The sequence below is a fragment of the uncultured Brachyspira sp. genome (assembly GCF_944393015.1).
Classification (GTDB): Bacteria; Spirochaetota; Brachyspiria; order Brachyspirales; family Brachyspiraceae; genus Brachyspira.
On sequence record NZ_CALXYQ010000017.1, the window covers coordinates 35,325 to 55,681 of the forward strand.

General features: G+C 27.4%; 19 protein-coding genes. 3 read left to right on the forward strand and 16 right to left on the reverse strand.

All coding sequences use genetic code 11. The features are described from left to right. Positions 1 to 169 precede the first annotated feature (169 nt). The 6 genes from Q0K19_RS07455 to Q0K19_RS07480 all read right to left on the reverse strand — a co-directional run bounded on the left by Q0K19_RS07455 (position 170) and on the right by Q0K19_RS07480 (position 6,284). Positions 170 to 484, reverse strand: coding sequence for a helix-turn-helix transcriptional regulator (locus Q0K19_RS07455; protein ID WP_157149676.1), 315 nt, complete (start codon positions 482 to 484; stop codon positions 170 to 172). Further along, positions 468 to 815: a type II toxin-antitoxin system RelE/ParE family toxin gene (locus Q0K19_RS07460; protein WP_157149677.1), complete on the reverse strand. Its 348-nt coding sequence runs from the start codon at positions 813 to 815 to the stop codon at positions 468 to 470. The genes Q0K19_RS07455 and Q0K19_RS07460 overlap by 17 nt, the downstream gene beginning before the upstream one ends. Before the next feature lie 177 nt (positions 816 to 992). Beyond that, positions 993 to 2,336 (reverse strand): MATE family efflux transporter, encoded by a 1,344-nt coding sequence (locus Q0K19_RS07465; protein WP_297246842.1) that lies wholly within the window; start codon positions 2,334 to 2,336, stop codon positions 993 to 995. A gap of 624 nt (positions 2,337 to 2,960) precedes the next feature. Further along, entirely contained in the window at positions 2,961 to 4,202 is a 1,242-nt protein-coding gene (pepT, locus tag Q0K19_RS07470) for a peptidase T (RefSeq protein ID WP_297246844.1), read from the reverse strand. 23 nt (positions 4,203 to 4,225) lie between these two features. Next, positions 4,226 to 5,788 (reverse strand): AbgT family transporter, encoded by a 1,563-nt coding sequence (locus tag Q0K19_RS07475; RefSeq protein ID WP_297246846.1) that lies wholly within the window; start codon positions 5,786 to 5,788, stop codon positions 4,226 to 4,228. 76 nt (positions 5,789 to 5,864) lie between these two features. Beyond that, the gene (locus Q0K19_RS07480) at positions 5,865 to 6,284 is read right to left on the reverse strand and encodes an Rrf2 family transcriptional regulator (protein WP_297246847.1); all 420 of its coding nucleotides are present in this window, start codon (positions 6,282 to 6,284) and stop codon (positions 5,865 to 5,867) included. A 179-nt stretch (positions 6,285 to 6,463) separates the two neighbouring features. Here Q0K19_RS07480 and Q0K19_RS07485 point away from each other — a divergent pair, with 179 nt between their 5' ends. Both Q0K19_RS07485 and Q0K19_RS07490 read left to right on the forward strand, forming a co-directional pair. Then, positions 6,464 to 7,093 (forward strand): NAD(P)-dependent oxidoreductase, encoded by a 630-nt coding sequence (locus tag Q0K19_RS07485; protein ID WP_297246849.1) that lies wholly within the window; start codon positions 6,464 to 6,466, stop codon positions 7,091 to 7,093. A 317-nt stretch (positions 7,094 to 7,410) separates the two neighbouring features. Then, on the forward strand, positions 7,411 to 8,754 hold the full coding sequence (locus Q0K19_RS07490) for a transglycosylase SLT domain-containing protein (protein WP_297246851.1): 1,344 nt from the start codon (positions 7,411 to 7,413) through the stop codon (positions 8,752 to 8,754). Positions 8,755 to 8,756: 2 nt separating this feature from the next. Here the strand turns inward: Q0K19_RS07490 and Q0K19_RS07495 are convergent, their stop codons facing one another. The 6 genes from Q0K19_RS07495 to Q0K19_RS07520 form a co-directional block, all read right to left on the reverse strand. Beyond that, positions 8,757 to 9,857: a glycosyltransferase family 10 gene (locus Q0K19_RS07495; RefSeq protein WP_297246853.1), complete on the reverse strand. Its 1,101-nt coding sequence runs from the start codon at positions 9,855 to 9,857 to the stop codon at positions 8,757 to 8,759. Between the two features lie 7 nt (positions 9,858 to 9,864). Then, complete coding sequence (gene gmd / locus Q0K19_RS07500; RefSeq protein WP_297246854.1) at positions 9,865 to 10,866, reverse strand: GDP-mannose 4,6-dehydratase; 1,002 nt, start codon at positions 10,864 to 10,866, stop codon at positions 9,865 to 9,867. 5 nt (positions 10,867 to 10,871) lie between these two features. Continuing rightward, complete coding sequence (locus tag Q0K19_RS07505; RefSeq protein ID WP_297246856.1) at positions 10,872 to 11,807, reverse strand: GDP-L-fucose synthase; 936 nt, start codon at positions 11,805 to 11,807, stop codon at positions 10,872 to 10,874. 18 nt (positions 11,808 to 11,825) lie between these two features. Beyond that, positions 11,826 to 13,496, reverse strand: a complete 1,671-nt coding sequence (locus Q0K19_RS07510; protein WP_297246858.1) for a Na/Pi cotransporter family protein — start codon at positions 13,494 to 13,496, stop codon at positions 11,826 to 11,828. Between the two features lie 232 nt (positions 13,497 to 13,728). Next, positions 13,729 to 14,367, reverse strand: a complete 639-nt coding sequence (locus tag Q0K19_RS07515; protein WP_297246860.1) for a GNAT family N-acetyltransferase — start codon at positions 14,365 to 14,367, stop codon at positions 13,729 to 13,731. A 30-nt stretch (positions 14,368 to 14,397) separates the two neighbouring features. Next, complete coding sequence (locus tag Q0K19_RS07520) at positions 14,398 to 14,943, reverse strand: BspA family leucine-rich repeat surface protein (protein WP_297246862.1); 546 nt, start codon at positions 14,941 to 14,943, stop codon at positions 14,398 to 14,400. Positions 14,944 to 15,133: 190 nt separating this feature from the next. On the opposite strand from Q0K19_RS07520, the gene gdhA reads away from it, so the two are divergent. Then, on the forward strand, positions 15,134 to 16,486 hold the full coding sequence (gene gdhA / locus Q0K19_RS07525) for an NADP-specific glutamate dehydrogenase (protein WP_297246864.1): 1,353 nt from the start codon (positions 15,134 to 15,136) through the stop codon (positions 16,484 to 16,486). A 112-nt stretch (positions 16,487 to 16,598) separates the two neighbouring features. Here gdhA and Q0K19_RS07530 read toward each other — a convergent pair whose 3' ends face one another. From Q0K19_RS07530 to Q0K19_RS07545, 4 genes are all read right to left on the reverse strand, one after another. Further along, positions 16,599 to 17,102 (reverse strand): flavin reductase family protein, encoded by a 504-nt coding sequence (locus Q0K19_RS07530; protein WP_297246866.1) that lies wholly within the window; start codon positions 17,100 to 17,102, stop codon positions 16,599 to 16,601. Positions 17,103 to 17,314: 212 nt separating this feature from the next. After that, positions 17,315 to 18,763 (reverse strand): tetratricopeptide repeat protein, encoded by a 1,449-nt coding sequence (locus Q0K19_RS07535; protein ID WP_297246868.1) that lies wholly within the window; start codon positions 18,761 to 18,763, stop codon positions 17,315 to 17,317. Between the two features lie 66 nt (positions 18,764 to 18,829). Then, entirely contained in the window at positions 18,830 to 19,753 is a 924-nt protein-coding gene (locus tag Q0K19_RS07540) for an Rpn family recombination-promoting nuclease/putative transposase (RefSeq protein ID WP_297246870.1), read from the reverse strand. 46 nt (positions 19,754 to 19,799) lie between these two features. After that, a complete protein-coding gene (locus Q0K19_RS07545; protein WP_297246872.1) occupies positions 19,800 to 20,147 on the reverse strand; it encodes an immunity 51 family protein in 348 nt (115 codons plus the stop codon). Positions 20,148 to 20,357: the final 210 nt, after the last annotated feature.

Here is a 20,357-nt window from a genome sequence, read left to right on the forward strand (position 1 = left end):
AGAACCAAAAAGACTGCATTTTTAATAAAACAAATATATTATAATTCTTAATTACGTTTTATTAACACAATTTAATTTATATAAAATTAAAAACTTGGCTTATGTTTGTTAATGTAAGTCAAGTTTTTTATTTTAATTAATTTACTATTGACAAAAAGTCAAATATTAATTATACAAATTTTATAATGAGTTTTTTATTAAGAAATTTTGCAGCTTTTTCTAAAGTGTCTAATGTTACAGAGTTGTTGTTTTCATCTAAAAGTCTATATACTGCTGCTCTGCTTGTATTCATTTTAGTTGCTAAATCAGATTTTGAAATATGTTCTTCTTCCATTATAGCTTTTAATTGGTAAACTATTAATTCTTTAGATGATAATGATAAACATTCATCTAAAATATTTTCTTCTTTAAGATACTCAAAGAAATCTCCTCCTATAGGATTATTTATTTCTTTGGTATCTTTATTATTATTTCTTGTTTTCATCTATGTAACTCTTTATTTCTTTAGCTCTTTCATTTGCCAAAGATAAATCCTTTTTTGGTATATCGTTTCTCTTTTTTATAATAGCATGTAATAGATACATATTGCCATCATATAAAAGAACAAATATTCTAATATTATTAACTCTTATTTCCCATATATCATCATCAATCTTTTTAAATAACTCTTTAGATATTTTCTGATGATTTTTCAACATTTCAGATACTACTATTATTTTAGCACCTACTTTCTTTTTGCTATCGTTTTCTAAAGTATTAAAAAACTCCTTTACAGGTTCTTTCTTTTTGGAGTTTTTGTAAAATACAATGGTCATTATTGCAATCCTTTAGGTATAAAATACCTATATTTAAAATTTTTGCTATTATTTCCATTCATACACTCCTTTAACATTCAAATTGTATCATTTTTGATACATATTGCAAGTATTTTATAAAAAAATTAATATTAAATTTTTATATTACTATGTTGCAATACTATCATACTAAAATAATTAATTTCTAATTAAAACATCAATGCTTCTATTTTTATATAAAGCTATTGATACAATTAATGTTATAATCTCGCTTATAGGAAGAACCAAAACAAGACCTAAAAATCCTAATATATTTGGTAATGTTAATACTAGTAAAACAGGTAAAATTAAGGTTCTCAAAGCGGCAATCAAAGCAGATGCTCCAGCTTTTTGAATAGAAGTATAATAGGCACTCATTATTATATTTATACCAACGCATATAAAAATTGGTATAGATGACCTTACAAAAAACATAGCATCTTCAGTAGTTTTTGAATCTATATTTTTTAATAAAGCATTAACTAATATACTTGGATTGATAAGTAATATTATAGAAGCTGATATTGATAATGATGAAACAAATACCATTCCAATTTTTAGAAAATCTTTCATCTTGTTTTTATTTTTAGCACCGTAAGAAACACTGATTAAAGATGATAAAATTTCTCCTATATCGCTTGCAATCATTATAAAAAATGTAATTATATAATTTGCAGCAGAATAAATAAGTATTCCATTGTTTCCTAATATTTTGTATGCTGTTATATTAAATAGCCAAGGTATTATACCAGAAGAAATATTGCTTAAAAATTCTGAAAAACCATTTAATATAGCCTTGAATATATAATTCCAGCCTCCATATACTTTTATGATTTTTATTTTGCATTTAGGATTAAAGAAATATGAAAATCCTATTATAAATGCAATAATATACGAAAAAGCTGTAGCCCAAGCAGCACCTGAAATACCTAATTTTAATACTACTATAAATATAGCATCTAATATTATATTTGTTAAAGATGAAGTTATAAACATCAATGATGCAAACTTTGGGGAACCATTTAGCCTTATAAATTGACTAAATACATAAGCCATTCCCCAAAAGAATACTGCTACAATAACACCGTTAATATACTCTAATGAAAAATTATATATATTTCCATGAGCTCCGAATAATGGAAGTAATGTTTCTCTGAATATATAAATTAATATTAATACTGGAGTAGTTAAAGTTATAACGGTTATTAAAGTTTGAGTAAATATTAAACTTGCACGCCTCATATTATTTTCACCAATACATTTTCCTGCTATGGCAATAGAACCTAATGTAAGCATAACATATAATGCAAATGATAATGCTGTAATAGGCCAAACAATACCTATTGCAGAAAAAGCCTCCGATGATATAAAATTCGCTACGAATAAACTGTCTATAAATACTGCTGAACTTTCCATAAGCATTCCGAGCATACTTGGAATTGCATAATTTATAAATATTTTTTTACTAGAATTTTCTTTTAAAACTTTATTATTAAGCTGCATAATACACCTCATAGATTGGTATATACCTAAATAAATATACTTTGTCAGAAATATTTTTTTTAATTTTAAATATCTGCAAGGCTTTGCCCACTGCTCTGCATGCTTACGCAATACCCCAGTTCTTTTGCGACCGAAGGAAGTACTGTAAGTATTGCCACAGGCGAATCCCGCCTACGGCGAGAAGCTATATCCTCGACAGGCTTGGATACGCTTCGCGAAGGATAATATTTTAGCTTAAATTAATAATCTATATTACTTGTAAAACAAAATTAGTACTATTTAGAACTAATTTTACACTTGCACTTTTTGGTTCTTTTTGCGGCGGGAAAAAGAACAATAAAAAAATTGACAAAGTTAAAAATTTTCAGTATATATATTTTTTTATAGATTAAATTGATTGATTATTTTGAAAAAATTTAAAATACTTTTGTAAGAGATTTGTATATAAAGAATAATATATTAAGTTTTGAAGTTATAAATATTTTTATATAGCCTAACATTTATTTATCCCCATTAATAAAATAAATTATAGTCCGATTTTTTACTAAATAGTATAATGCTTTTATATTTTTATGTCAAGCATATATTTAATGGTCTTAGAAAGAAATAAAATATTTTAAATAATTATTTAGAAGATATAATCTTTATTATTTCAATAGTAGTTTGTAAACTCTTATAAAATGAAGATATAGGCAGAAACTCATATATAGAATGAAAATTATGAGCACCGGTAAAATAATTAGGAGTGAGAAGCCCTTTCGATGATAAAACAGAACCATCAGTACCGCCTCTCATAGATAAGGTTTTAGGCTCTATACTAAGATTTTTCATAGCCTCATACATAACATCTATTGCAAATCTATCATCTTTTATAGAGTCTGATATATTGCTGTATACATCTTGAAGATTCAATTCTATATTAGCTCTAGGATTTAACTTTTGATATTTTTCAACGGCTTCTCTTACTTTTGATTTTTTATTTTCATAAAGAGTTTTATTATGATCTCTTATGCTCAATCTTAAAGATGCATTTCTCTGATTTCCGCTTATACCCTGCACCCAAATATAACCTTCCTTTTTTTCTGTGCATTCCGGAGTTTCTTTTCTATCAAACTCATTGGCTATATCTATAGCTATTAATATAGGATTTACCAATACATTTTTAGCACTCATAGGATGAGCAGTTACACCTTCTATATTTATAATAGCAGTAGCAGCATTGAATGTTTCGTAGACAATCTCCCCTATTTCGCATGAATCTATTGTGTAGGCAAAATCAGGTTTAAATACATTCAAATCCAATTCCTTAGAACCTAAAAGTCCAATCTCCTCATCGGGTACAAATGCTATGTATATATCTCCATGTTCTATATTATTTTCTATGATATATTTTAATGCCGACATAATAGTAGCTATTGCCGCTTTATTGTCTGCACCGAGTACGCTAGTTCCGTCTGAAAATATAATATCCTCACCTATATAATTATTTATTTCATTATGTTCTGATACTTTAAATATTATATTTTTTTCTTTATTCAAATAAAAGTCATCACATTTGAAATTTAATATCTGAGGATTAACATTTCCATCAAGTCCTATATCAACAGTATCAAGATGTGCTACAAATCCAATAGAATGTACATTATCTTTATTTTTAGGAAGCAATGCTGTAACTATAGCATTATTATTCAATACAATATTTTTTAACCCTAAAGTTTTTAAATCATCAGCAAGAATACCAGCAAGTTTCATCTGTCCTTCAGAACTTGGAATGGTATTTGAACCTCCTTTGCTCTGACTTGGTATTTTTACATATTTAAAAAAACTATCTATCTGAAATTTTTTAATATCTTCATCGCTAATCATTTATAAACCTTTTGCTAAAAATATTAATGAACAGGAGGATAAACATATCCGCTATTAAATCCTATAGGTATATTCAATGCCCAGAAACCATAAAGCATTATAAGCAATGCAATAAATATTCCTATACTATAAGGTATCATCATTGAAGATAATGTACCAACTCCTGTTTTCTTACAATATTTTTGACAGTAAGAAATAATCAAAGGATAAAATGAGAACATAGGAGTTACAATATTCATAGCCGAATCGCTTACTCTGTATGAGGCTTGAGTCAATTCAGGAGATATACCAACAGCCATAAGCATAGGAACAAGAACCGGAGCCATTATAGCCCATTTAGATGAAGCTGAACTTATCAATATATCCAATACACCTGTAAGTAAAATGATACCTGCAATAGTTACCTGAGGAGGCATATTCAAAGATTTCAAAAACTCAGCACCTGATACAGCCATTAATGTACCTACATTTGAAGTTCCAAACATATATAAAAACTGAGAACAGAAAAAAGCAAAAGTTAAAAACGATGCCAAATTTTTTATACTATCAGCCATAGCACCGCTGAAATCTCTTGATGTTTTAAATTTATTGGTTAATTTTCCATATACAAATCCCGGTATTGTTAAAAATAAAAATATCACTGGAACTATTGCCTGCATAATAGGGGCATCTGGTGTAGTTAATTCTCCTCCAGGGGATCTCAATAAAGAGTTTTTAGGGGCAAGCAAAGCTATTAGAAGAATAATCATTGATATTAAAACTAATACTGCAGCTTTGAAAGCTCTATTTTCTTCTTTAGTTACCAAAGATATATCAGTGTTTTCTATAGCAGCATCTTTATCAATAGGCATAGTTCTCCATAAAAAAGGCTCTACTATTCTATCAGTTACAAACCAGCCTACTAAAATTACAGCAAACGTTGATGAGAAACTTAAAAAATAATTACATAAAACATTAACTGTGTAAGTAGGGTCTATCATTCTTGCTGCATTTTGAGTGAATCCCTGCATTATAGGGTCTATTATCGAAGGAGTATAACTTGCTGAATGTCCTCCTGCAAGCCCTGCAAATGAAGCAGAAATTCCAGCCAATGGATGCTTACCAAAAGAAAAAAACATCATAGCAGCTACAGGCATTAATATAACATAAGCTGAATCTGAACTTATATGACTTAATATAGATATAAACATCACAGCCGGAGTAACAGCTTTTCTTGGTATTACGCTTGATATTTTTATTATAATCATTCTAATGAATCCGCTGCCATTAGCTACGCCTATTCCCAATGTTCCTACAAGTGTTATACCTAAAGGAGGAAAACTCACAAAATTACTTATCATTTTAGTTATAAATATTGCTAATTCATTAGGAGCAAGCATATTTATAATTTTTATCTGTTCTCCTGTAGTTGGGTGAAAATAATTAAATGTGAAATGCGACAATATCCATGATAGTATAACCATTATAAAAAAGGCTATCAAAAACAAAATTGTTATATCAGGAAGTTTATTACCTAAAAATTCAACTGCTTTAAGAAAATGCTCAAATTTACCATTCACATTTTCTTTAATGTTTTCTTTCTCCATAAAATATATCCTTAATAATAGTTTATAAGTATTTGTTATATAAATACTAAAATATTTTTATTTAGTAAAAACTATATTAATTTTTAAAAGTTTTATAAATATCCTTTAATGTAGTTTTTTTAAGCTCCTTTTCCATAGCATGCTGAACATCATCTAGTTTAGGCTGAAGTATATCATTGATTCTGCTTCCTACAGGACATTTTTTATTTGGATGTTCATGAAAGCTGAAAAGTTTATTATCATCTAAACTTTCTACAGCATTGAATATATCAAGTAAAGTTATATTTTCTATTTTTCTATTTAAAGAAATACCGCCTGTTCCTCTTTTAACCGTAATAATATCTGCCTTTTGAAGCTGTATTAAAATATTTCTTATTATTACAGGATTAACATTTACACTATCTGATATAAGACTTGATGTCATTTTCTCATCTTTGAACTCTAATATACAAAGTAATGTATGAACTGCTATTGTAAACCTTGAACTAATTTTCATAAAAATTACCCTTAAAACTATTTGAAAATTATAATATATTTATACTATTAATGCAAATATAAAAATACGCTTAGTTGTAACACTTGACATTACAACTAAGCTATGTTACTATTATTGTAATAATAGCTATTATAACTCTTTAATTAAAGAAAATATTTTAGATAAAAAGGAGAATTAAAATGAAAATTGCAATAATAGCAGCAAACGGAAGAGCAGGAAAATTAATCATGAATGAGGCATTAGAAAGAGGACTAGATGTTTCAGCCATAGTAAGAGATAAAACAAAAATGAATAATTCAAAAGCAAAAGTTATAGAAAAAGATTTATTCGATTTGACAAAAGATGATTTGAAAGAATTTGATACTGTAGTAAGTGCATTCGGAGTATGGGACGAGAAAGAACTTGATAAGCATTCATTAGCTATGGAACATTTATGTAAAATACTTGCAAATACAAATATCAGATTGATGATAGTAGGAGGTGCCGGAAGTTTATATATAGATAGTAGAAAACAATTAATGGACAGTGAAAGTTTTCCAGAAATATTTAAACCTCTTGCAAAAAGTATGTCAAAAGCATTTAATATATTAAAAAATAATAAAGATATTTTATGGACTTATGTATCACCTTCTGCCGATTTTCAAGCTGATGGAGAAAAAACTGGAGAATATAATATAGGTAATGATAAATTATTAGTTAATTCTAAAGGTGAAAGTGCCATAAGTTACGCTGATTATGCCATAGCTTTTGTTGATGAAATACAAAATAAAAAATATTTAAATCAACAAATAACATTCTGCTCAAAATAATAATTAACAGTGAAGTTAGTGGAGTTAATGGAGAAAATTATATTCTCTATTAACTCCCTATAACTTCATATTATAAAACAGTATTTTAAAAAATTATACAACAATATCATAATAAAAAGTTGCATATCATAACAAAACTATAAAAATATCATACTATTAATATAAACTAAATTTATTTGCAATAATATCCGATTTTAAAATGTAAAAATAACTTGAAAATCTTTCAATAATAATGTTAAATATATCAATAATTTTAAGGTAGGTTTATTATTAGAAATATAAAAAAGCATATTGTAATTATTTTCCTTATAATAATAATGTTATTTGCAAGCTCTTGTGACACTTTTGATATGTATATAAGAAAAGCATTAGACGGAGTAAATTTATACGAACTTAGTGTTTTTGGAGAATCACTCGGACGGGATATAAAGGTCGTAGAGCTTAGAGGCTTTGATGTAAATAATTTTAGAAGCGATAGAGTTTCATACTATATAAATAGATATCAGGGAAGCTGGAAAAACTATATGCAGAAAATTATAGACAGATCTCAAATATATCTTCCATATATAAAAGAAGTATTTAAAGAAAAAGGCGTACCTGAAGATTTAGTTTACCTACCTATAATAGAAAGCGATTTCAATCCTCAGGCAGTTTCTCATGCCGGTGCTGCAGGACTTTGGCAGTTTATGCCTATGACAGGTGCTATATACAACCTTAAAGTTAATTACTGGTCTGATGACAGATTCGATCCTGAACGTTCTACAAAAGCTGCTGCTGATCACTTAGTAAGACTAGATAAAAACTTCAAATCTTGGGTTATTGCTTTAATAGCTTATAATGCAGGAGGAGGAAGAATATCAAGAGCTATAAGAGAAGTAAAAAGCAATGATTTTGAAGATTTATTAAAAGCCGGCGTTCTTCCAAAAGAAACTGAAGAATATATACCTAAATATGTTGCCGCTGTTATAATAGCAAAAAATCCTGAAAAATTTGGATTTAAAGTAAATAAGCCTAAAGTGCTATTTCCTCAAGGTGATTTAGTTTATGTTGATGATGCCGCTGATTTATCTGTTATAGCTAAGATGATAGGTGCTGATACTGAAGATTTGAAAGCTTTAAATCCTCATTTAGCAAGAGGCGTAACTCCTCCTGGTATGATTAGATATCCTTTAAGAGTCCCTGAGGGAATGGGAGAAAAATTTAATGAGACTTTTGCTAAAATACCAGCTTCAGAGAGAGTTACTTTCAGAAGACATGAGGTAAAGATGAATGAAACTCTTTCTCATCTTTCTAAATTTTACGGTGTACCTATAAATGCCATAGTAGAAATAAATAAATTAAAATCAAGAAGCCTTAATATAGGTCAGCAAGTAATGATTCCTATTCAAGGACTTGACAATGCTAAACAGGTTGATTTGGCTCAATATGAAGAAGAACAGCAAAGAATAAGAGAAGGTAAATTTGTTTATTTTGAGTCTTTGCCTCCTCCTGATTATGAGTATAAAGATATAATGTATCATGTCAGAGCCGGAGATACTCTTTGGATTATTGCAAGAAGATTTCATGTTGATATAGCAGAAATAAAAGCTTGGAATAAATTAAATAGTAATGTACTTTCTATAGGAACAGAAATATTTTTAAGAATACCTGTAAATAAATAATATTATTTAAGTCTTTCATTTATAAGAGTTTCTAATTTATTTAATATTTTTACTCTCCTATCCCAAATATAATCAACGGCATTATCATATATTTTTGTCTGTTTTAGGAAAGCATCAAATAACTTATCATCTTTATGAAGTTTTTCTATTTCTTTTATAAGCTCCGTATTATCTTCATCTTTTTTAAAAAATAGTAATGCATCCTTATTAACCAAATCAGGTTCTATGTTTTCATCACCATTATATATGGGTATGCATCCCGCTTTAAAAGAATCAAAAAGTTTCTCTGTGATATATCCATCACTAATAGTATTTTCAGGACATATATTGAATTTAAAATCTTTTAAATATTCTATTTTATCATTATTAAAATCTTGTTTCAATGTATCATCATTATGAAATAATTTTCCAGGACAACTTATAGAATCTATTTTTATTATTTGATTATACATTTGAGTTCTTATATTGGTAGCATCATGACTAGCAACCAATGAAGCAAATTTATTTTTTTTAGATTTAGCATTATTAATATTGTCTATAACTTTTTTAATATCATCTTTAGTATAATCTTTGTTATCCAAAAGTCCATTAAAATTATAGGATATCCAGATAGGAAATCTCACATAATTATCATATTTATTTTCATCTATCCTATCAAACCCCATTGATAAATCAACATCATTAATGCAATTATCTGAATATTCAGCCCATATTTTATTAATAGCTTCATTTGATACACATTCACCAGTATAGAAAATTTTTATTTTTGCTTTAGATTTTTTTAAAAAATATCTTTTACCTATAGGAGCAAAAAATTCTATATCTGGATTATAACTAATTTCCAAGTCATTAATATAATTATTTTTTATTAAATTATAGAAATAATTACTAGTAAATTCTTTTTCATTTACATGCCAATCATTCCTTACAAAAAATGTTTTTTTATTTTTTATAGTATTTTTATAATAATTGTAATTTATCTTATAACCTAAATCTTTTAAATATATAGAATTAATTCTTATACTATTTCTAATGTTTTTAAAAGGAATAGGCCATACTAAATATTCAATTAAATTTTTTTTTAATTTTAATTTATTAGCCATAAAATATCTAATTTTTAAACTTATCCAAACTCAAACCAACAGTTTTTAAATCATAGTCTAACATTATTTTTACTAATTCTTTAAAAGTAGTTTTTGGCTTCCAACCTAATTTCTCTTTTGCCTTTGTAGGATCACCAAGTAAAAGATCAACTTCAGTAGGTCTATAATATCTAGGATCTATCTCCACATATTTTTTCCAATCTAGTCCTACAAGTCCGAAAGCTTCATCTAAAAATTCTCTCACAGAATGTGTTTCACCTGTAGCTATAACATAATCATCTGCTTTATCCTGCTGAAGCATAAGCCACATAGCCTCAACATAATCTTTAGCATATCCCCAGTCTCTTTTAGAATCCAAATTACCTAAATATAATTTATCTTGTTCTTTATTAAGAATTCTAGCAATGGCATGTGTAATTTTTTTAGTAACAAAAGTCTCCCCTCTTCTAGGACTTTCATGGTTAAATAGTATACCATTGCAAGCATACATATCATAGCTTTCTCTATAATTAACAGTAATCCAATATGAATATACTTTAGCACAAGCATAAGGACTTCTAGGATAAAAAGGTGTTTTCTCTGTTTGAGGTGTTTCTACTACTTTTCCATACAATTCACTAGTTGATGCCTGATAAAATCTTGTTTTTATTTGAGTTTCTTTAATAGCATCTAATAATCTTATTGTACCAAGTCCTGTAACATCAGCTGTATATTCAGGCATATCAAAACTTACTCTTACATGGCTTTGAGCTGCCAAATTATATATCTCATCAGGCTGTATTTTCTCTAATATTCTCGATAAATTAGAGCTGTCAGATAAATCTCCATAATGAAGGAACATTCTTACATCATTAATATGTGGGTCATTATATAAATGATCTATTCTTTCGGTATTAAAAGATGAACTTCTTCTAATAATTCCATGTACTTCATAACCTTTTTCTAATAAAAGTTCTGTTAAATAAGAACCATCTTGTCCTGTTATTCCTGTAATAAGTGCTTTTTTCATTTCTATTAATCCTTATTATAATTTTTTAAAAAATCATTATAGGCTATTTTTAACCCTTCTTCAAGTTCTATTTTATATTTCCAACCTAATGAATTAATTTTTGATACATCAAGCAATTTTCTCATAGTACCATCTGGCTTAGAACTATCTAATTTTATTTCACCTTCAAAACCTATAACCTTTTTAATCAATTCAGCCAATTCTTTAATTGTAACTTCTTTTCCTGAACCTATATTTATAAACTTTCCTATATCTGAAGCATTTTTATTTTCCATCAAATAAAGACAAGCCTCAGCCAAATCATCAGAAAACATAAATTCTCTTAAAGGAGTACCGCTTCCCCAAATAACTGTTTCTTCCAAATTATTCATTTTAGCTTCATGAAATCTTCTAATAAGCATAGGTATAACATGGGCATTTTCAGCATGATAATTATCATTTATACCATAAAGATTACATGGCATTACAGCTATATAATTAGTATTATACTGTCTGTTATAAGCATCACATAATTCTATACCAGCAATTTTAGCTAAAGCATATGGTCTGTTTGTGCTTTCTAAATATCCTGAAAGTAAATACTCCTCCTTTATAGGTTGAGGACATTCTTTAGGATATATACAGCTTGAACCTAAGAACATTAATTTTTCGACATTGTATTTATGTGATGCTTCTATTATATTATTTTGTATCTGCAAATTATATAATAGAAAATCAACCGGATATGTATTGTTGGCATATATTCCGCCTACTTTAGCAGCAGATAAAAATACCCAATCTGGTTTCTCTTTTTCAAAAAAATTAAAGACATCTTCTTTATTTCTTAAATCTAATTCTGAATGTGTCTTTCTTAATATATTATTATACCCATTTTTAGTAAGAACTCTGTCTATAGCACTTCCTACTAAACCTTTATGTCCTGCAATATATACTTTTTTCAAAATCCCCCCCAAAAAATTTTATTTATCTTTTCCTGTTATTGCCTCTACTATATTAACTAAATTTGCTATAGAACGGTTAAAATATACCAATACATCGCCATATAAATGCGCATTCAAAGCAGGTATCAATGATTTATCAACATTATCATAATGCCTTTCCCTAGCTTCATAATAAAAACCTTTAATCTGATGATACTTTTCCATAGCCTCATCATAAGTTTTTTCTCTATTCAAAGAATAATACTGAAGTATTAATCCTGATAAATAATCTATAAAATCTTTATTATTATGAAGCATTTTTATTATATCTTCTTTTTGAGTTTCATTAAATAATGTTTTCTTTTCACTTCCTTTAATGATAGCTTTTCCCAAATCTTTTAAATTATCACCCAAATTCTCATAATATGTACTTATGTTTATAAGAGAAGCTATATTGGCTGAATTCAAAGTATTTTTACCCAATAGTTTTAATAAAAAGGAGTGAATTTCCTGATCTGTATTATCCAGCATTTTTTCATGATCTCTTATCTTTGTAAGAAGTCTTTCGCTTGGATTATCAAATAATTGTTCTATTCTTGCAAGCATTTTTTTAGCAATATCGCCCATATATGTTACTTCTTTTCTTACTTCTATTTCAGCAGAAACAGGCATATTAAGAAGCTTATCTGAAAGAACACTGACATGTTTTTCATCTTCTTTCTCTTTAATAATAAAACAAACTATTTTTTCTAATTTCTCTGTTAAGAAGTAAAATACTATAACGTTTATAATATTAAACATAGTATGTGCAGCTGCTATATAGAATGATATATTAACATATTTATTATCTACTATAAGATTAGGATCTCCTATATTCATAAAACCAACAATAATATCAACTAATTTAATATAATATGGGAATAGGAAGAACATATATATAACACCGAATATATTAAATAAACAATGCACCAAAGCAGCTCTTTTAGCATTAGTTGAAGCTCCAAGAGTGGCTAAAACTGCAGTGATTGTTGTACCGATGTTTTGTCCTAATATCAAAGCAACACCGGTAGGATAATCTATTAAACCAACAGAAGCTAATGATATAGTTACACCCAAAGCGGCACTGCTTGACTGTATTATAGCTGTTACAACCATACCTATTACTACGCATAAAAATCTTCCGTACATTGTATCAGCATTAGCCATTAAAAATACTTTTTCAAAATCTTCTGAACCCCTTACACCTTCAAAGGCTGTTTTCATAAGTATAAGTCCATAGAATATCATACCGAATCCCATCAGTATTTCACCGAAAAATCTTAGCTTTCTATTTTCTGAACCAAATATAACTATTATAGAACCTATACCAAGAGAAGGTAATGCAAGCACATCTATGTTTAAAGATATTATCCAACCTGTAACTGTAGTACCTATGTTGGCTCCTAGTATTATATTAATGGCTTGGGATAATGTAAGCAGATTAGCATTTACGAAACTTACCGTCATCACCGTAACTGCACTACTAGACTGAACTATAGCAGTTATAAGAAAACCTAATGATATACCTAGGATCTTATTCTGAGTTACTTTATGAAGTATATTTTTTAATGCGTTTTCTGTACTTTCCTGAAGTCCATCTGAAAAAACTTTAAGACCGTACATAAAAAGTCCGAATCCGCCGATTAAATAAAAAGATAATGTTAAAAGCATATATATCCTATAAATTTTATAAAACTAGGAATGCTTAGAATATCATAAATAGCTAAAAAGTCAATAAAAATAAATTATTATGTTAACAAATTGTAACATTTATATAGCTTAATACGGCAATAATATACAATATATTTACAAATTAATAATATTTAGTATAAAAAGTTTAAATATTCATATTAATGTTTTTTTATTTATTTTTATTAATACATAAAGAATCAATATTTTTTAATCAAAATTGATTTATTGCAGAACTGTTTACAGCATATAAAAACTCTTTAGGAGATTTATCAAACTTTAATTTATTATAATCTTCTAAATGCATTTTATCTTTCAAATAAGGTAAAGCAATATTTAAATGATTTTCTCTATACCCTATTTTTTCATCAGTAAGAAAAACAAATCCTAAATCACTATATAATTTTATGGCTCTAAAACTTCCAGCCTGAGTATGCAAAAATATTGGAAAATCTTTTTTATCTATGGAATTTAAAACATAAGAAATTAAAGCCCTTCCTATACCCTGCCCTTCATATTCTTTTTTTACTTTAAACCAATGTATTGTAGTTATAGAATTATAAGCTTTCCAAGCAAAGCATGTTCCTATAGGAGTATCATTTTCATCACAAATAAATAAGCATTTCTCAAAAAATAATTTTTCATTACTTCCGTACACATCTTTGAAATATTGCTCCATAAAATTTCTATAGTTTTTCTTATCTTCTTCATTATCAAATGGAAATTCAAACCATAAATTTAATTCATCTCTTTTGCAATTTCTTATATAATAACCATTAGGAATATCTGATAATGCATTTTTATTAATTGATTTGCATATCATAAATAAATTACTATCTTCTATTTTGTTCATTTTCAATACCAATTTAACACCAATTATTTATTACTCACTTTTATACCAAATTGGCGTATTATCCTGCATGGCAGAGCAGTAGAAAGACATATACATCTTCGCATTTTTTGCCAAAACCCAAGAATCTAAATTCTGATTAAAACTGTCAGCTACCCAAAACATACCATCAATATTTTTTACTTTACTAACATTCCAATTATCTAATGGCTGATTAAATACCTTAGCAATCCTAAACATATTTTCCATATTTGTAACATTAGAAACGTCCCAGCTATTCAAAGGCTGATTAAATTTTTCCGCAAGGCAAAACATATTACTCATATTCTTAACTTTGGATACATTCCAATTAGATATATCATGATTAAAACTTTTAGCACCGCAAAACATTGAACTCATATCTGTTACTTTTGAAGTGTCCCAAGTTTCAATGCCTTTAAAATTTCTTAGCATAGAATTTTCAAATAATCCTGACATATCTTTTATAAAACTTGTATCTATTCTATCAAACTTTATTTTTCTCTCTATCAAATCTATTAATTCATCTTTTGTTTGGGGTTTATATTTTTCTTTATTCATGATATATTCCTTAATTATTATTTAAAAATACAACATTTTAAACTATATTTCAATTTTTTATATAAAAATTATAAATTTGTTAAAAAAAATAGTAATATCAATAAAAAACCGGTAACATTACTATTGACAATAATACTATTTAATGTATAATGTTTCCAACAAATAAAAAAATAAAAAAGGAGATTAATTTATGTCTTCTCAAATGAACGAACAATTAGAAGCCATTTACAACAAAGTAGTAAAAAGAAATCCTGGTGAAGTTGAATTTCACCAAGCAGTGAAAGAAGTGTTAAGCACCTTAGAAGTTGTATTGAAGAAAAAGCCTCATTATATTGAACAAAAGATAATAGAAAGAATATGCGAACCTGAAAGACAAATTATGTTCAGAGTTCCTTGGATGGATGATAAAGGAGAAATACATGTAAACAGAGGTTTCCGTGTACAGTTCTCAAGCGTTATAGGACCATACAAAGGCGGACTTCGCTTTCACCCATCTGTTTATTTAGGTATCATCAAATTCTTAAGTTTTGAACAAATATTTAAGAATGCTTTAACTGGTTTACCTATAGGCGGCGGTAAAGGAGGTTCTGATTTTGATCCTAAAGGAAAAAGCGACAATGAAGTTATGCGTTTCTGTCAAAGCTTCATGACTGAGCTTCAAAGACATATAGGATATGATATAGACGTACCTGCTGGAGATATAGGAGTTGGTGCTAGAGAGATTGGATATTTATTTGGTCAATACAAAAGACTTAAAAATAGATTTGAGCCTGGTGTATTAACAGGTAAAGGCTTAGGCTACGGCGGTTCTTTAGCTCGTACTGAAGCTACTGGTTACGGACTTGTATACTTCACTGATCTTATGCTTAAAACTAACGGCAAAAATGGTTTTGAAGGTAAAAAAGTAATAGTTTCAGGTTCTGGTAACGTTGCTATATATGCGATGCAAAAAGCTACTCAATTAGGTGCTAAAGTTGTTGCTTGTTCTGACTCTAACGGAGTTATTTATGATGAAAACGGCATCAATTTAGACACTGTAAAAAGATTAAAAGAAGTAGAAAGAAAAAGAATTAAAGAGTATGTTAATGCTCATTCTTCTGCTAAATATATGGAAAACGGAAACATTTGGGACATTGCTTGCGATATCGCTTTGCCTTGTGCTACTCAAAATGAACTTGATGTTAAAAGTGCTGAAACATTAGTTAAAAATGGATGTATATCTGTTACTGAAGGTGCTAATATGCCTTCTACTCCTGAAGCTGTTGAAGTATTCCAAAAAGCTGGAATATTGTTCGCACCTGGTAAAGCTACAAATGCTGGAGGTGTTGCTACTTCTGCTTTAGAGATGCAGCAAAATGCTTCTATGGATAGATGGGATTTTGATTATACTGATAACAAACTTAAAAATATTATGACTAATATTCACAATACTTGTTATGAAACTGCTGAAGAGTACGGATTCAAAGGTGATTATTTGAAAGGTGCTAATATAGCAGGATTTGTTAAAGTTGCCGATATTATGATTCCTTACGGTTTAGTTTAATTTTATTTAATAAAATGCTGTATGCCGTTAGTATATATATTAAATATACTAACGGCTTTTTTATTATTGTCTTAGTAAAATTAAAATGATTAATATCTTTAATAAATAATTATTACATCTCTTTAGCTGCTGCTATTTTAGAATAACCCTCCCAAGCAAATACAGGTTTTTCTTTATAATCAGCATATACTTCTTCAACATTGCATATATATAAATAATGATCTCCTGTTTCAATAAATTCTTTTAAATTACATTGAATAGCAGCTGCACTATGAAGAGGAATTTTTATATCACTTGTAGGAATACTTTGCATTTTTATTCCTAAATTTCTTATTTTATCAATTTCTCTTCCGCTATACATACCGCATCCCACTACAATTTCTTTAATATTTTCACTAGGAATCGTAATTATAACTTTTTTATTTTCACGAACTAATTCACCGCCATAAGAATCTTTATTCATTGCATAAGCTATCATACTAGGATTATAAGATAAATAAGTATACCAAGATACTGCAGTAACATTAATTTCTCCATCAGGTTTATTAATACATACTAATGCCACAGGATTTGGAGAAGTGATTAATGATGCTTTTGCCAAATTTATTTTTTCCATGATGAAATACTCCTTAAATATTAAAAAATATTTAACATGATAATTAATTTATAATAAAAAACAAGCAAAAAAATAATAAACTAATTTTTATTAAATCTAAAAATTGTTATAGTTGAAAATTAGTTATATATAAAGGATATATATTTTTAATAGATAATTAATTATTAAAAAATAGTAATGCACTAAAAAGCACATTACTATTTCTTATTTAATTAATCATTAAATGTCTTTATAACTTCCGAATATTGTCTGAATCTCAATAATTTAAATTTATAATTATATTTTTTTAATACTTCTTCAGCTCTTTTTATAAACTCATCTTGATTGTATAAAAGTAAGTCTATATATCCGCATAGTATTCCAAAAGCACTGCCTAACACAATACCTATTTCTTTACCACTTCCTTTCTCACCCATCATGCTTTCAAGCTCATCTGAAATATTATTTCTTTCATCAAGGAGTTTTTGATTTATATTTTCATCATTAAAATCATTATCTTTATTATCTGAAAATGCATAAGTCAAATATACAGCCCTTGCTCCCATTTTGGAAATATTAACAATAGCATCTATATTGTAATTAGCATAATCACTAATAAGCTCCATATAGCATGTATTACCCATAAATATATCTTCTCTAAAAAAATTATCTGTAGGCTTACACTCATAAACCGTATATCTATTTATAGGGTCTAGAATAATTTCCTTATTTTTATTTTTTAGAGTGTCCATTATAAAATCATAAAGTTTTGTAAGCTCTATCATACCATCAAGTTTTTTATCACTTTTTTCAACATTTCCTAATAAATATAATTTAAATATATTCTCACCTACTGCATGTTCAAGCATTATATAAAAAGCATTGTATGCATAATCTTCTTCTAATTCATTTAATTTTTTATTATAGAATTTCAAATTGAAGAAATTGGTATCTTCATCATATTCAGGATATACCAAAATTTCTTTAAAGCTTAAATCTTTATTATACATTCTAAAATTAGAGTTAGCTATATCTTGTTTTTGCATATAAGGAAAGAATTTCCATTTATTTTTTAATTTATCAGGCATAGCAGCAACTATTCTAGGTGTAAAATAAAATAAATATTCTTTGCCCTCTACAGTAAATGTAAACTCATAATTACCACCGAAAACAAACTGCAAATTGTTTGATATTAAAGCTGCACCATTAGAAATAAATTCAATTATTTCATCTGATGACATATCAGATTTTTGCTCTATAAAATCAGATATAACTTTTTCATTTTCCTCAAACCATTTCCAAAATCTATTAACTCTCTCTTCAAAATTTATTCCATCATCTTTATCTTCAGAACATAGCATATAAAAATTATAAGCATCTGTATCATCATTATTTAAATCATAAGCCTTTTTAAAATACATCTCTGCATTTTCTTTATCGCCTTTATAATAATAAGCATAACCTACCCTATAATTCCATAAAGCATCATCAATGCCTTCTTCTCTTATATACATTAAATTGTCCAATGCTTTATCATACTTTTCTATATTATTATAAGCTCTGGCAAGCAAACTAAAAAGTTCTGCACTTCTTTCATCTTCTGGAATTTCAGTTATAATATCAATAATTTTTTCATGTTCATCATTTTCATGTAATTGATTTATTTCTTCTATTATGTTCATAGCACCACTCCTATCATTAAATTAATAAAACTTACTTATGATATTATAAACAAATTTGTTATGAGTTTATAATTTTTCTATTTCTTTAATACTTAATCCGGTATTCTCGCTGATAAATTTTGCATCCAAGCCTGACTTTTTTAAACTTTTAGCTATGGATATTGCCTTGTTTTTTTCTCCTTCTTCTCTGCCTTCTTCCCTACCTTCCTCTCTACCCCTCTTTATACCTTCTTCTCTACCTAATCTTCTTTCCTCATCAAGCATTATTTGATTACCATATAAATAAGCCTCTTTTTTCTCATATTCCATCATCATTAATTTACTTTTGACAAAATTATTATATTTTTTTTGTACTTCTTCCATTATAGTTTTTTCTTTTACTATTTCAGACATAGAAGCCTCCAAATTTTTGCTTGTAAACATTTTTAACCAACAATTTAAATCTTTAGTTAATATGTTTTTCTTGAATTTTTTTAATTCTATTATATGTATTTGTAAATGATCAGTTAATAATTTTTTATTATTCATCTCATAAAGCATATAACAGGAATGTATATTTTTACTTTTATCCAAATTAAAATTTAATAAATTAACACTTATTACAGGAGTAAGTTCATCATATCTTTCACCATGCTTTAATAGCTTACTATAATTAGCTGCCCAATAATAAAGTATTCTTTCAGGAAATCTTGAATTACCTTGAAGCTGAATCTCTATTATAACTACTGAACCATTTTGTGTAATACATTTTACATCAACTATTGTTTCTTTTAAATTCCTATTTTTCTTTAAATTAAGGCGACTGCCCGCCTTCGGCGATGGAGTAAGAATTTCCACGGAACGAAAAGTCTTCATATTAGCATTAATCATTATAGAATTAATAAAATCTAAAAGTATAGCTTCACTGCTTCCCTTATCTGTGAAAAGATATCGTATAAAATAATCGTTTAAAAGATTAAAAGTTTTTACAGCATTTGTTTTTTTTCTCATAAATATATTATACTAATAATTATTAAGTTTGTCAAAAAACTATATATTAATCAAGTTCAGCTCTAGAAAATAAATCTCTTATTAATTTATCATCTTCGCATGCCTCTTTAAATGATAAAGCAAATTTCTTTAATGCTTCAATATCACTGCTGTAAGCACAGAACATACTTGATTCAGAATCAAAATCAATAAACTCTTTTAACTCTGGAACTTTTTCATCTAAAAATACCAAAGCTAAAGACTGCCAATCATATCCTCCGCCTTCAAATCCTTCATCTTCTCTTTCTTCAAATATTTCTGCTTTATATTCGCCAACATTAAGACAAAGAGAAGCGGTATCTTCATGTTCCACAAAAAAGAAAGGTTTTATTTTTTCATCAAAACTATTACTCATAATTATTTCCTTTTAATTTTATAAAATCAATAAACATTTATAATTGAATTTTGTAAATTATTTTAACTCTTTATAAAAAATATTATATATCTTATAAATTTAAAATTATTCTAATCCCATTTAAACTTTAAACGAGTTTAGAGTTTAGAGTTTAGAGTTTAGAGTTTAGAGTTTAGAGTTTAGAGTTTAGAGTTTAGAGTTTAGAGTTTA

What these genes read in the sequence shown, in the direction of transcription:
- Q0K19_RS07530 (WP_297246866.1), bottom strand. Translation starts at nt 17,102, where the DNA reads ATGGAAAAAATAAATTTGGCAAAAGCATCATTAATCACTTCTCCAAAT.
- Q0K19_RS07465 (WP_297246842.1), bottom strand. Translation starts at nt 2,336, where the DNA reads ATGCAGCTTAATAATAAAGTTTTAAAAGAAAATTCTAGTAAAAAAATA.
- Q0K19_RS07520 (WP_297246862.1), bottom strand. Translation starts at nt 14,943, where the DNA reads ATGAATAAAGAAAAATATAAACCCCAAACAAAAGATGAATTAATAGAT.
- Q0K19_RS07480 (WP_297246847.1), bottom strand. Translation starts at nt 6,284, where the DNA reads ATGAAAATTAGTTCAAGGTTTACAATAGCAGTTCATACATTACTTTGT.
- pepT (WP_297246844.1), bottom strand. Translation starts at nt 4,202, where the DNA reads ATGATTAGCGATGAAGATATTAAAAAATTTCAGATAGATAGTTTTTTT.
- Q0K19_RS07455 (WP_157149676.1), bottom strand. Translation starts at nt 484, where the DNA reads ATGAAAACAAGAAATAATAATAAAGATACCAAAGAAATAAATAATCCT.
- Q0K19_RS07535 (WP_297246868.1), bottom strand. Translation starts at nt 18,763, where the DNA reads ATGAACATAATAGAAGAAATAAATCAATTACATGAAAATGATGAACAT.
- gmd (WP_297246854.1), bottom strand. Translation starts at nt 10,866, where the DNA reads ATGAAAAAAGCACTTATTACAGGAATAACAGGACAAGATGGTTCTTAT.
- Q0K19_RS07540 (WP_297246870.1), bottom strand. Translation starts at nt 19,753, where the DNA reads ATGAGAAAAAAAACAAATGCTGTAAAAACTTTTAATCTTTTAAACGAT.
- Q0K19_RS07490 (WP_297246851.1), top strand. Translation starts at nt 7,411, where the DNA reads ATGTTATTTGCAAGCTCTTGTGACACTTTTGATATGTATATAAGAAAA.
- Q0K19_RS07545 (WP_297246872.1), bottom strand. Translation starts at nt 20,147, where the DNA reads ATGAGTAATAGTTTTGATGAAAAAATAAAACCTTTCTTTTTTGTGGAA.
- Q0K19_RS07475 (WP_297246846.1), bottom strand. Translation starts at nt 5,788, where the DNA reads ATGGAGAAAGAAAACATTAAAGAAAATGTGAATGGTAAATTTGAGCAT.
- Q0K19_RS07460 (WP_157149677.1), bottom strand. Translation starts at nt 815, where the DNA reads ATGACCATTGTATTTTACAAAAACTCCAAAAAGAAAGAACCTGTAAAG.
- Q0K19_RS07485 (WP_297246849.1), top strand. Translation starts at nt 6,464, where the DNA reads ATGAAAATTGCAATAATAGCAGCAAACGGAAGAGCAGGAAAATTAATC.
- Q0K19_RS07515 (WP_297246860.1), bottom strand. Translation starts at nt 14,367, where the DNA reads ATGAACAAAATAGAAGATAGTAATTTATTTATGATATGCAAATCAATT.
- Q0K19_RS07510 (WP_297246858.1), bottom strand. Translation starts at nt 13,496, where the DNA reads ATGCTTTTAACATTATCTTTTTATTTAATCGGCGGATTCGGACTTTTT.
- gdhA (WP_297246864.1), top strand. Translation starts at nt 15,134, where the DNA reads ATGTCTTCTCAAATGAACGAACAATTAGAAGCCATTTACAACAAAGTA.
- Q0K19_RS07495 (WP_297246853.1), bottom strand. Translation starts at nt 9,857, where the DNA reads ATGGCTAATAAATTAAAATTAAAAAAAAATTTAATTGAATATTTAGTA.